This is a genomic window from Vibrio profundi (genome assembly GCF_043642225.1).
GTDB lineage: Bacteria > Pseudomonadota > Gammaproteobacteria > Enterobacterales > Vibrionaceae > Vibrio > Vibrio profundi_A.
Genome location: NZ_JBHZSF010000011.1, coordinates 41,691 through 54,756, shown reverse-complemented (window position 1 = coordinate 54,756; position 13,066 = coordinate 41,691). Strand labels below are relative to the sequence as shown.

The following is a 13,066-nucleotide window of genomic DNA, read 5'->3' as shown; positions in this document are numbered from 1 at the left end:
GGCTTTTACGCATATCAAACCACCACCGCAACACTCAATTTAACATAATATACATAATACGCACTGAGCTAGGGCTTATTTGGTGGGTTCTTAGCTTCATTCAACGGTTCTAAACGTCGTTACGCCAAGACTTTTACGTGCATGCTCCATTGCTTGTTGGCCTGTCTCATATGGCCCATGGATTTTTACGTTGTGGTTTTCATCTTCTCCAACATCTGCAACCGACATGACCCAGTCACCAACCAAGAATATCTCGTCAGCAAGTTCATTCACTTCTTGGAAGTTTAAGCCGACTACATTCGACACCATGCATTGCACTCGGGTGGCTTCATCTCGAAAGCTGAGTATTATCAATTCGTAGCTGGTTAGACGGCACAGTTACCATCACAACGATGAAGGTTATTCTAGTAAGCTGCTCAGACTTCTAGACTATCTAATTACACACAAAAAGTCACACCGTCACGAACCTAATTGTGATGGCATTTGGTTACAACATAGATCGAGTCAGCTTCCCTGGAGACTTAAATTGAGTTTCACGCAATACTGAGCCAGACATTTGAACTTTCGCAAACCAATAAGGTTTATGTTTATCAGAAAAAGCGTTACTTCGCATAAGGCCATCATATATTGAATACGCCCTAGCCTGACCTAATGCAGCACCATAGACACTACGATGTTCAACTGGAGAATCTTCAATATCTTCGTAAAGAGCTTGCTTAATGTAGTTTGTAGACTGATCCCACTCCAAATGATCCACGAGCTTTCTAACTAATGCTTTTTCCATTTTCTCAATGACATTGGGTATAAACGCAAGGTTTGGGGCAATTTCAGAACATGCATAGTATTCTTCTTTTTTATCCGCTTCTCTAAATTTTGTCATTGTATAGACGAGTGAATCTTCAAAAACTTGTGTGAAATGATTACAAATTAAAAATGTAGGCAAAACTCTTAAAGTACCTAGAAGTATCCCCACGTCGGGGTCTTTAACCTCGGTATCTTGCAAGCGCATTCTAGTGACATTAGATGTAACGATAAGATGCTGCCACATTTTAGGAGCGATAAGCTTCGTGTTTTCGTCTGACCATTTTAATGTCTGTCTTGCCATCAAAATTGGGAACAGTAACCGACAATTTTCAATTCCAATCTGGCCAATAGCGATCTTAGGATCAGACACTACTTTATTAGACTTGCCGAATCGTTCGCTGAATTTAGGTTCAGACACAAAATCAATAATACTTGAGCCCAATTGATGGCTCATAACCGTCATATCGTTTAGCTTTGGAAAGCTTAGTGATGGCGAATACGCAATAGATGCAAAGTGAGCAAAATCAGGCAAGCCACTAAATAGATATTCTATATCAGTATCTTGTAGCTTCTGGCACATCATTTTTTCTGCAACTGAAGCGACAGAATCAATGACGTTTTTCAGGGTTTTCTGCTTATCAGCCAATTTCTGCTGTTTAGCTTTTACTTTTTCCTGTTCGCAGTTGAGCAGTATTCTTTGGTTTCTTGTAATTCTATCTTCTTCATTAAAGATGACGTCTTCGCAGTAGCGTCCTTCTAGGCTCAAAAGTGTATCAACTTGACTCTGGTCTACGACAAATTTTTTAGCCGCTAGCCACTTTGCATGACGCTCTTCCACGTTATGCGAAATTTTGTTAGCTATCTTAATGGCTTCATCTGTGTAGTGTTTATTTGTTAGCAACAACCTGCTTACCTGCTGTATCTTTTTTATATGTGAGGCTTATTCAGAATTTTAATTGAAAAGGTCAATTATTTCACTTAGATATATGAATTTAACTTAAAACAAATTAGTTATAGTGCACTATATGTTAGTAATGTGAATGCGTATAAACTTTTCTTTATATTCATACTTGAATCTAAGCCCCTTCCTCAGTGAACGTTTACTGGCTTTACATAATTTGTAGTCTCCTGATGAGGAAACGCGATGAATAATCGCAACCCTACCTTTATGCCGCATTTCAATCATTAGGTCGCAGTAACCTTCATATACGTCACCATTTAACCTCTTAATCGATTTAGTTACTTTATTTTTGATTTGCTTCGCGACCATATTAGTTTCAGCATCATCCGCCCAACAATTGGTCATCGAAAACCCCATAACAAGCATCAACATATACTTCATACAATACCCTCTAAGAAATTGGTTCGTTCATGTTGAATACAAATCAAATTCTTCCAATGCAAAAAGTAAAAAAACGCTTCCAATGAAGCGTTTTTTTGTAATGAATATGTTGAATCAAAATGATTTATGCTTTCTTCGTTCCTTTGGATTTCAACCCTTGGTGAGGGAAGACATTTCGTATTCTTTGTTGGATTTTCTTAGGGATGCCCTTGGAAAAGTTAAGCTTATAACCCGAACGTTTGCTGTATACCTTCATCACACCATCAAAAGATTGCTTATCTCCAATTTCGATTAAATTGTGTTTAAATGATGGAGGTAAATGACCTTTAAATGATTTGATTTCGCCAGACTGAAACTCAACTTTTAGGATCGGTCTGTCTACGCCGACCAACCAAAAAATCAATATTACGGCAATAATAACGACATAAAGCATAGGCTCTCCTAATCTGACAACAGTTTACTCAAATCTTCTTTCAGGCTTGTAACCGTTTTACTGGCCTTTTCGCTCCTGGATGCCTCACTAACCAAGTACTCGATCGCGTCTGACAACGTGCAACCTAACTCGCTAGCTCTTTGAGAAAGTTTCTCCCAAACACGGTAGTCCAAATCGATCGATTTTTTCTTGGTGTGAACCTGCTCTGCATTAAAGTGACGCTTTCGCTTAGCTCGAATGGCTTGCTTAAGCTTATTCTCCAGCTCAAGAGACATATGATCTTCAATCCACTTGAGAACGAGTGTTGGCTCATGTTCAATCTTCCTAAGTTCAGAAATGGCAACGTCAGCTTCACTAGTATCGATATGTCGTGTTATAGCCTCACCATCTTTCCATTTTTTGATTAAGTACTGCCACTTCCAACCACATTCCAAATTTTCTAGCTGCTGATATTTCATTTTTCCACCCCAAAAACACACCTTGGTGACAGCGTAACCCAAGACCATTCAATTGACAATAAATCCAATCGACAAAGCGACTTAGATCAATATTTATTCCCTTATGCAAGTAAGATTATTCTATTCGATAATTCAATTTTTCTATATACTCTTCTGCTCGATCCTATATACAGATTTCTCGATGACTCAAGTAGATTGGCGCTTTGTCACACCGCAATATGATCAATTTAGCACTCAGCTAGCTCATTACGATCAAATAGAATTACAATCCTTTTTAGATTTACAGCCTCGCGCAAGGTCAGCAATTCAACGCTTCCATGAACTGGATAGCTTGTCAAAAGTGCTAATAGTAAATGCGCCGGATAACGCGGTCTATCGCCAGCTACTTGTCGAAAGCTTACGCTCTAGCGTAACTAGTGAAAATGTCCCGGTGTTAAAGACTGAGTCTTTACGTGCTGAAACCTTGTTTGATCAAATTGAAGTTAACGACAATCAAACTGTTAAGAAACCAGGTCTACTCACCCAGGTCAAAAATGGTTACTTAATTGTATCGGCAAACTTGATATTGGCTAACCCTGGTTGTTGGTTATTACTAAAGTCTGCTTTGCTTGGTGAACCCATCGAAGACCTGAACGTCAACTCTAAACGAATTTCTTCTAACAGTTCTTTTTCTACGTATGACGCCAAGCTTGTAATAGTTGGAGACAGAAATCAGTTAGCCGACCTCGACTACCTAGATTCAGATATTCAAAGTGGCTTTTGCTTGTTTAGCGAATTAGAAATGGCTCTCAAACTATCTGAAGCCTCTATTACGAATTATCTCGGCTATTTAAAGTGGCTAGGTCAAAGGTTCAACTTACCCGAAATTTCATCTAGTGCACTGAAACCAATCCTAATCGCTGGTGCTAGAGAGACTGAAGACCAACATTACGTTCCGCTATGTTTAGTTTGGCACAATGCCTTACTGTCAGAAGCAAAATTAGAAGCAGAATCGGGCTTAATCGAAGAAAGTCACATACTCTCAGCACTTGTTCATAAATCTAATCGAGAAGCATATTTACCGGAAAGAGCGCTTGAAGATATCCTTGATGGCCAAGTGATAATTGAAACCGATGGTGAACAAGTTGGCCAAGTGAATGGCTTAACCGTCATCGATGTGCCTGGTCACCCTGTATCTTATGGTGAACCCGCTAGAATTTCATGCGTGATTCATTTCGGTGACGGTGACATCTCTGACGTAGAACGCAAAGCAGAATTAGGCGGTAACCTACACGCTAAAGGCATGATGATCATGCAAGCATTTTTGGGAAGCTCACTCAACCTTGATGAGCCTCTGCCTTACTCTGCTTCTATTGTATTTGAGCAATCCTACTGCGAAGTCGATGGTGATAGCGCTTCACTGGCGGAGCTATGTTCTCTTGTGAGTGCCCTATCTGAATACCCTATCGATCAACAAATCGCGGTAACCGGAGCTGTCGACCAATTTGGACGAGTTCAAGCTGTAGGCGGCCTTAACGAGAAGATTGAAGGCTTCTATGAGGTGTGTGCTCATCAAGGGCTTACCGGTTCTCAAGGCGTTATCCTGCCTAAAACAAACTTAAAGCATCTCGCGTTAAAGCAAGAAGTCGTAGAAAGCATTAAAAACGGTCAGTTTCATATTTGGTCAGTCTCTACAGTTGATGAGGCAATACCACTAATTATGAACAAGCCATTTAGAGATGAAAATGAAGAAAGCGTTCTCAATAAAATTGCGGAACGTATTGAAAACTTTGAAAGACATGAACATCCCCCTGGATTTGTGGAGCGCATCAAAAACTGGTTTGTCTAGTACTGATCGGACTTGTTTAGCGTACACCTGTTCACTAAGATGCACCTATCAAAAATTGGAGTAATTGATAATGCAAAACAAACGTGATTCTTACACTCGTGAAGAACTTCTAGCATCAAGCCAAGGCGAATTATGGCCACAAGGCCCTCAACTACCAGCACCAAACATGCTGATGATGGATCGCATCACTAAAATGTCTGAAACCGAAGGTGATTTCGGTAAAGGTTTGATTCTTGCTGAGCTAGATATTACTCCTGACCTATGGTTCTTCGATTGCCACTTTCCAGGTGACCCTGTAATGCCTGGTTGTCTAGGTCTAGATGCTATGTGGCAACTTGTTGGCTTCTACCTTGGTTGGGTTGGTGGCGAAGGTAAAGGTCGTGCTCTAGGTGTTGGTGAAGTGAAATTTACTGGCCAGATTCTTCCGACAGCAAAAAAAGTGACTTACGAAATTCACATGAAACGTGTTGTGAACCGTCGTTTAGTTATGGGCTTAGCTGATGGTCGTGTTTTGGTAGATGGCAAAGAAATCTACGTCGCAAAAGACTTAAAAGTTGGCCTTTTCCAAGATACTTCTTCTTTCTAGTAAATAAATCTAATTTAGCAGCTTTCGGGCTGCTTTATTTTACTCCAAAATATTTAGTTATAGTGCTTTAGATGCAAGACTCATAAAAAAGGCTCATCAACATGAGCCTTTTTCGAATTCCTTATCATAGTATGTGGGATTATTTGTAGAGACCAGCTTGTTTATCATCTCTGGCATCACGCCAACCGCCCAGCCAATAAGACCGCGAATCCATTTGATTATAAGGGCATGCTTCCTGTGAGCGGCCATTTAGGCCAGCCTTATAACCTTGGGATTGTGCTCGTTCTAAGCGATCACGCTTTTGTCTCTTCATAGTTCAGTCCTCATACGGGTGTTAAATTTACTAACGTACAACTATTAAACTTCTATGGAGGATTTGTTACTCCACAATTAAGAATCGACCACATTTGGGTTTTTCTCAAGACAAAAAAAAGCACAGATTCAAAAATGTGAACCTGTGCTCTAGTTTACAAAAATTAACTATTTTCTACGGAACCCCAAGAAACCAAGAACAGTCAATACGAAGATCCCTACGCCAGCTCCTTGTCGCTCGACGTTTTGAAAATCTGTACCTCGAGTTTGAATGTCAGCAGCCGTCGCACCAGCGATAGGAACCAACTTAACCGCTACAATCTCTTCTACAGCCGATGATGACGCGTTTCCACAATAAGAGTTGTGTGACGTAGTGTCGTACTGCTGTGGTATGCCATTAACTGTACATTTGATGGCTGTAGCAGAAATTACACCAGCATCGTTTATATCTGATGCATCGATAATACGGAAAAAGTTATTCTGGTCTGAGAAATCTTGCCCATCAGAATTAACACCATTGGTAAGGTCGTCTAACCACCAAGCCTTGCTATCAAACAATGCTATTCTTGAAGCATCAGTGCCATCTGCTTGATGTGGATAAATGAAACCACGATGACGACGTTCACTACCATCGACTTCACGGTTTGTGTCTGCATCAACCTGACCTACAAACTCATTGAAGTTATTAACAGCCTTGGCTTCTGAGCCTGCACCAGAGAAAAATATTGAACTTTGCAAATTAAAGTTCGCAGACGGAGAACCGACTTCAATACTCTCAACGATGAAAGCCTTGTTCGCTACTGAGCCATTCTCAGGAACATACCCGTTGCGTTTTGCATAACCTACCGCTAACAAGTTTTTATTAACATCGGTCACTACCGAGTTACTAAATATAGCATCATCGCGCGATGAGCCTGACTTCACCTCAGCTCCAGACACAGATGTCGTTGTCCAGGTAACAGAGGAAAGATCGATAGGTGATGAAAAATCGAGAGCATTACTAACAAAGATACTCGCGTTTAGATCATGAAGATCACCGCTTCCGCTGACAGTATTGTACCCCACACCGTATAGTTTATTGCCAACTTCAACCAAGCCACGCATGCTGCCTTGAGCAAAGTAGTCACCAGTTCGCGATGGATAACTGTCATTGTTACTCCAAGCAATTTGGTTATTTTCTGTAGCATTCCACAAAGAGGCTTTAGAGCTAAAAGTGGTACTAGACGTGCTCGTACCTGCACCTTCTTCGGAAATACTACCGTAATTCAATTCAGTGCCTTCCGAGAGAGTTAAAGCGCCCCAAGCTCTTGATTCAGAGTCAGAAGTTAACGTTACCGTAGATATAGCGTTGTTTCGTACACTATCTTCCCCATTAGAATCGCCTTCTGAAGCGACGCCGAGGGGCTGAGCAGTAGTATCTAACGCGTTGATAACTGAGTTATATTGGCTAACGCTAGACGTTGAACCTTCAACAAATGCTTGAGCATTGACATGTGTCAAGTCATTAATTTCTAGCTTCCACGTATTCCAACGCTGTAAAGCCCAACTTTCACAAGTTGAATATCTCAATTCACGATTACAGTAGTTTTCAAAGTCATTAAATTCTTGGATATATTGAAACGCAGCATCCATCGCAAAAGGGACTTCTTCACGGTAGCTAACCGCTTCTACAGAATTACGAGTTTCGCCCGCTAGCTTATACCCGTCACATTCAGCGCTAGTAGCATTCTCATCAAAACATCCAAGGTTGCCTAGTGCACTTCCAGTTGACGGCTGGATGGCAACACCATAAGTCTCATTGGCATCTATAGGGCTTTCGACTTCTACCACAGTATAAAGCGCAGCATTGGCTTGAGTTGCCGCTAATACTAAAGCGGCAACTGTGGTTAATTTAAATTTAGTACGACTCATCAACGATTAACTTTCCTGTTGTAGTGCTTCGAGCTCTTCCCATCGCTCAAAGGCAACTTCAAGCTCCTGCTCAGTAGCAGACAGCTTATCTAATATCACTTTGGTCTCATCTACAGGCTTACTGAAAAACTCAGGGCTATTCACCTGTTCCTGTAGTGACTCAATTTCGGCTTCCAATTCTTCTAAACGCATAGGGAGCGCTTCTAGTTCTCGTTGTAGCTTATAGGATAATTTCTTCGTCTTAACTTTAGCTGGTGCAGTTTTGGGAGTTTCCTCAACTACTTTTTCAGGCTTTGCCGGCTTTTCAACCTGTCGAGCCTGTAACACCTGAGCTCTTTGTTGCTGGGCATCATGATAGCCACCAACAAACTCTTCGATTACGCCGTCACCTTCAAAGATCCAACTTGTCATTACGGTATTATCTACAAACTGACGATCGTGACTTACTAGAAGTAACGTACCCTGATAGTTGGCAAGTAAATCTTCCAAAAGTTCCAATGTTTCGATATCTAAATCGTTAGTTGGTTCATCGAGAATCAATAGATTGTTTGATTTAAGGAAAATACGAGCAAGCAATAAGCGGTTTTTCTCACCACCAGACAGTGCTTTCACCGGCGTACGGGCGCGTTTTGGAGAAAATAAGAAATCTTGCAAGTAGCTCAATGCATGACGCTCTCGCCCGCCTACCGTGACTTCTTGCTTACCATCCGCTAGGTTATCGATAACCGACTTCTCTGGGTCAAGAATTTCACGGTATTGGTCGAAATAAGCCACTTCAAGCTTAGTACCGCAATGTAGCCGACCAGAGTCAGGTTTGAGTTGGTCCAATAACAATTTAAGAACCGTACTCTTACCACAGCCATTTGGCCCAATAAGCGCAATACGGTCACCACGCATGATATTGAAGCTGAAGTCTTTAACAATCTCTTTGCCTTCAAAGCCAAAGTTAATGTTCTCGGCTTCAAATACAATCTTACCTGAACGCTGAGCATCATCGATTTGAATAACCGCTTTGCCCAGCACTTCTCGGCGATTCAAACGCTCCTCGCGTAGCTTCTTAAGCGCACGTACACGGCCTTCGTTACGAGTTCGACGCGCTTTGATGCCCTGACGAATCCACACTTCTTCTTGTGCGAGCTTTTTATCGAATTCCGCGTTCTGCATTTCTTCAACACGAAGTGCTTCTTCTTTCTCTACCAAGTAGTTTTCGTAATCACCAGGGAAAGAACTCAATTTACCGCGGTCAAGGTCGACAATACGTGTTGCCATTGATTTGATAAACGCACGGTCGTGAGAGATAAAGATGATTGAGCCACGGAAATCTTTAAGGAACCCTTCTAACCATTCAATGGTCGCAACATCTAGGTGGTTAGTCGGTTCATCTAGTAGAAGAACATCTGGGTCACACACAAGCGCACGAGCAAGAGCTGCTTTACGTTGCCAACCACCCGACAAATCTGTCAGTTTGGTTTCTGCGCTTAGCTTCAGAGCCGCCAAAACATTACTTACGCGGTCCTCAAAGCGCCAAGCATTCGCATGATCCAATTGCTCTTGAACACGAGTAAGACGGTTTAGATTCTTTTCACTCGGATCCTTAGTAATGAGATCCAAAAGATCATGATAGATCTTTAATTGTTCGCCGATTTCCGCAAGGCCACCAGCTACGTAGTCATAAACTGTTCCTTGCTCATTACGCGGTGGATCCTGTTCCAAACGAGACACAACCACGTCTTGCGTGATCTGCATCTTGCCGTCGTCCATGATGATGTTTCCAGATAGGATTTTCATCAAGGTAGACTTACCCGCACCATTGCGCCCAACTAAACACACACGCTCGTTTTCTTGCAGCGCGAAGTCTGCTCGGTCTAATAACGGGTGATCGCCAAACGCCAATTGCCCATTATGAATTGTAAGTAATGCCATTCTTCTTTAACCAATCATTAAGTTCTAACAAGCCAAATGGCCAGTTAAGCTCTGAGCTTTGAGAACCGTCAGAGCTTTCAAATTTGAGCACAGGAATAGTGACCCCGTAACGGGAAAAGAGCTCATCGTCGAATGCAATGTCAACAACATTGACATGATGGCTAATGTTTAACTGTTCCGTGAGTTGGAATGCCATCTCACATAGATGGCACCCTTCTGTACTGTATAAAGTCAGCACTATATATCCTTATACAATCTCTTGATTACTTATGTGTAATCAACCAGCAGTTATGAATATGCTTATTACGAGAGAAATCTAGAGGCAAAGTCTTAGAGGAAATATTCTGAGCTTTAAGACCCAGTTCCTCTAATGCTTCTAAATCCATTTTGAAGTGGCGTTTATTGTTAGAGAAAACAATCGTGCCTTCTTCACGAAGCAGACGCTTAAGGTTCTCCATCAATTGAATATGATCACGTTGAACATCAAAAGATTGATCCATACGCTTCGAGTTTGAGAACGTTGGTGGATCAATGAAGATCAGATCATACGAGCCCTGTTCTTTAGCTAACCATTGTAAGCAGTCAGCTTGAACAAATTGATGTTGACGACCAACACGGCCGTTAAGCTCCATGTTTTCTTTCGCCCACTCTAGATAGGTATTAGACATATCAACAGTTGTTGTAGAACGAGCTCCACCCACAGCAGCGTGTACAGATGCACTACCTGTATAAGCAAACAGGTTTAGGAAATCCTTGCCTGCCGCCATTTCACCGATACGACGACGAGTGATCTTATGATCAAGGAATAAACCTGTATCTAGGTAGTCGTGAAGGTTAACAATCAGCTTAACGCCGTACTCATTTACTTCTAGGTTCGATGAATCTTGAGAAAGCTTCTGGTATTGAGAGCGGCCTTTTTGCTTCTGACGAACTTTAAGCACAACGTTATTGGCCTCAACGCCGGTCACTTGAATAGAAGCACGGATGATATCGGTTAGGCGACGTTTTGCTTTCTCTTCCGGTACATCTTTAGGTGCTGCGTATTCTTGAATCACCAGATGACCTGGGTATACATCAATCGCTACATTGTATTCTGGTAAGTCAGCATCGTAGATACGGTAACAATCTAGTTGCTCTTTCTTAGCCCACTTGCCAATTTTGCCAATGTTCTTTTTAAGACGGTTCGCGAAATCAGGAGCAATCATCTGCTCTTTTTGTTCTGTTGGACGCTCTGACATCGGACGGTCGGAAATTGAGTAGTTCTTTTGGTGACACGGTAACGCACCGTTATTCAATTTGAACTGTTTATCTGCACGCATACGCAAGCAGCTTAGAAGCTCGTCTGAGCTAGAGAAGATAGATGCGTTGCAACCACCAAACTCGGCTTTTAGCTGCGCGCCAAATGCGGTGTAAAGTGCAATCAAGCCAGGCTCTGTACCTAGACGCTCACCATAAGGTGGGTTTGATACAACCACGCCATTATCGAATTCAGCAGGACGCTTAACAAGTGCAGCATCGCCTACTTCAAATTGAATTAAATCTTCAACGCCAGCACGACGCGCATTATCACGAGCAGTTTTGATCATTCGCTCGTCATTGTCATAACCGTAGAACTTACACTCTACTTTCTTCACGCCACGGCGACCTTGAACATTCGCTTCTGACTTAATTTCAGCCCATAGCTCAGGTTCGAAGTCTTCTAGAGATTCAAAGCACCATTTCTGACGCTTAACACCCGGAGCCATGTTCGCAGCCATCATCGCAGCTTCAATAACAAGCGTACCTGAACCACACATTGGGTCTAAGAATGGTTTCATTGCATCCCAACCACTACGAAGAAGAATTGCTGCAGCCAATGTTTCACGCAATGGTGCACGGCCTGATTCTGGACGGTATCCACGTTGGTGAAGACCGCTACCCACCATATCCACACCAAGAATCGCTTTATCACGGTGTAGACGAACGTGGATACGAACATCTGGGTTCTCTTTACTAATCGAAGGTCGAGGCAGTGACTTCTTTTCGAAGCAATCGACGATAGCGTCTTTCACTTTCATCGCGCCGTATTGGCTGTTTCGGATTTCGCGGTTAGTACCGTTAAAGTCGACAACAAAACGCTTACTACTGTGGAACTGATTCACCCAGTTAACCGCCATCGTTGAAAGGTAAAGATCCATATCATCTTGGCAGGTGAATTCAGATAAAACACGAACAAATCGAGACGCTAGACGACTCCACAAACAACAGCGATATATTTGCTCATTGGTCGCTTTGAATTTAACGCCTGCTTGAACAGGTTTCGCATTTGAAATCCCTAATTGGGTTAGTTCTTCAACTAGTAAATTCTCAAGGCCATTTGAGGTAACCGCTAGATATTGATTCATAGTGTTCTTGTATTGATAAAAATGAACTCGATTATACCTGACTTTCCTTCCATATCATCACACTAAAGCAGTCTTTTCTTAGTCAATCTAAGTAATTGCTTACCAAATAACCGTTCGAATAAGCATGTTCACTCAACCCCATATTTAGTCACTCAGAGAGTTGGTGAGTACTTGCTCAAGTGTGAGGTGAATAGATATTCACATCAATTTTGGTATATACCAGGTCACATTTACAGCTGAAAGTTAACGACAAAAGCCTTTAAATAGGGAACTTAAGAGGCATATTTGACCAGATCAGGTTCAGAATAGTGGTTACAAAGCACTCAAAAAGTGTGCTATTACTCCCAAATAAATTTTGGCCTTCAAAGGCCAAGGCGGGTTTTCATTTATTTTAAGCAAAAAAAATCAGCCATAAGGCTGATTAAACACTAGGAACGAATTTATTTATTGATAGGAAAAGAGCTAGCCGACGAGGGCCATTGGAACCGACGCTGTCATCGAGTTTGCGCAAACCATTCGGTCATGCATGACTTTTATAAACTCGCCAAACTGAAGCACTTTGCTTCCGCTCAGCGTGAAATCAGCTAGCTCTATTGACGCACATAAACTAGAGCTCTCCCCGACTTCAAGAATAATAAACAAACCAGAACTCATATCATTGCTCAACTGAACGATATCCCCTTCGTTTGGAGAATGATGGTGATTATTTTGAGTGTTGAAAAACCAGCTCTTAGGTTGAACAGGCTTATGAAAACGCTTTGCAGCGACACAATATAAGGTAAGTTCAGCTTGTCTTGGCTCAGAAAGCTCTAAACCGCTTATTCTCTCTTTGAAAGTTTGATAGGAAGATGCGTCATCAACTGTGAATTCATTCTCTTGGAATGCGCATTGCACCAACGTCTTCTTAGCAAGATTAGTTTTGAACAACATATCTTGCCCTAGATTCAGCATTAATGAGCCGTGCTGCTCATCGTAGTACCAATTCCATGTATCGCTGGGTTTAAGCATTGCATCGTCTCACACTGATTAATGTTTCATTAGGTAAAACGCTTAATTACCTTCCTAATATTCGTAATTCTACTAAC

12 protein-coding genes are annotated in these 13,066 nt (G+C 41.8%); 2 read left to right on the top strand and 10 right to left on the bottom strand.

Features of this window, described 5'->3' with window-relative positions:
• Positions 1-96: 96 nt before the first annotated feature.
• From ACHUFI_RS16030 to matP, 4 genes are all read right to left on the bottom strand, one after another.
• A complete protein-coding gene (locus ACHUFI_RS16030) occupies positions 97-309 on the bottom strand; it encodes a hypothetical protein (RefSeq protein ID WP_394250896.1) in 213 nt (70 codons plus the stop codon).
• Between the two features lie 178 nt (positions 310-487).
• Positions 488-1,708 (bottom strand): hypothetical protein, encoded by a 1,221-nt coding sequence (locus ACHUFI_RS16025; protein WP_394250894.1) that lies wholly within the window; start codon positions 1,706-1,708, stop codon positions 488-490.
• Positions 1,709-2,270: 562 nt separating this feature from the next.
• Positions 2,271-2,579 carry a DUF3634 family protein gene (locus tag ACHUFI_RS16020; protein WP_394250892.1) on the bottom strand — a complete coding sequence of 103 codons (309 nt, stop codon included), beginning with the start codon at positions 2,577-2,579 and terminating at the stop codon, positions 2,271-2,273.
• An 8-nt stretch (positions 2,580-2,587) separates the two neighbouring features.
• Positions 2,588-3,037 carry a macrodomain Ter protein MatP gene (gene matP / locus ACHUFI_RS16015; RefSeq protein ID WP_394250890.1) on the bottom strand — a complete coding sequence of 150 codons (450 nt, stop codon included), beginning with the start codon at positions 3,035-3,037 and terminating at the stop codon, positions 2,588-2,590.
• A 181-nt stretch (positions 3,038-3,218) separates the two neighbouring features.
• Here matP and ACHUFI_RS16010 point away from each other — a divergent pair, with 181 nt between their 5' ends.
• Positions 3,219-4,865, top strand: coding sequence for a S16 family serine protease (locus tag ACHUFI_RS16010; protein WP_394250888.1), 1,647 nt, complete (start codon positions 3,219-3,221; stop codon positions 4,863-4,865).
• Positions 4,866-4,935: 70 nt separating this feature from the next.
• Positions 4,936-5,451, top strand: coding sequence for a bifunctional 3-hydroxydecanoyl-ACP dehydratase/trans-2-decenoyl-ACP isomerase (fabA, locus tag ACHUFI_RS16005; protein ID WP_137358237.1), 516 nt, complete (start codon positions 4,936-4,938; stop codon positions 5,449-5,451).
• A 139-nt stretch (positions 5,452-5,590) separates the two neighbouring features.
• Here the strand turns inward: fabA and rmf are convergent, their stop codons facing one another.
• The 6 genes from rmf to ACHUFI_RS15975 form a co-directional block, all read right to left on the bottom strand.
• Positions 5,591-5,764, bottom strand: a complete 174-nt coding sequence (gene rmf / locus ACHUFI_RS16000) for a ribosome modulation factor (RefSeq protein ID WP_394250886.1) — start codon at positions 5,762-5,764, stop codon at positions 5,591-5,593.
• 167 nt (positions 5,765-5,931) lie between these two features.
• Complete coding sequence (locus ACHUFI_RS15995) at positions 5,932-7,674, bottom strand: DUF3466 family protein (RefSeq protein ID WP_394250884.1); 1,743 nt, start codon at positions 7,672-7,674, stop codon at positions 5,932-5,934.
• A gap of 6 nt (positions 7,675-7,680) precedes the next feature.
• Positions 7,681-9,597 (bottom strand): ABC transporter ATP-binding protein, encoded by a 1,917-nt coding sequence (locus ACHUFI_RS15990; protein ID WP_394250882.1) that lies wholly within the window; start codon positions 9,595-9,597, stop codon positions 7,681-7,683.
• Positions 9,575-9,835, bottom strand: coding sequence for a glutaredoxin family protein (locus ACHUFI_RS15985; protein ID WP_394250880.1), 261 nt, complete (start codon positions 9,833-9,835; stop codon positions 9,575-9,577). The genes ACHUFI_RS15990 and ACHUFI_RS15985 overlap by 23 nt, the downstream gene beginning before the upstream one ends.
• A gap of 25 nt (positions 9,836-9,860) precedes the next feature.
• Positions 9,861-11,981, bottom strand: a complete 2,121-nt coding sequence (gene rlmKL, locus ACHUFI_RS15980; RefSeq protein ID WP_394250878.1) for a bifunctional 23S rRNA (guanine(2069)-N(7))-methyltransferase RlmK/23S rRNA (guanine(2445)-N(2))-methyltransferase RlmL — start codon at positions 11,979-11,981, stop codon at positions 9,861-9,863.
• A 462-nt stretch (positions 11,982-12,443) separates the two neighbouring features.
• Positions 12,444-12,989 (bottom strand): cell division protein ZapC, encoded by a 546-nt coding sequence (locus ACHUFI_RS15975; protein WP_394250876.1) that lies wholly within the window; start codon positions 12,987-12,989, stop codon positions 12,444-12,446.
• Positions 12,990-13,066 lie beyond the last annotated feature (77 nt).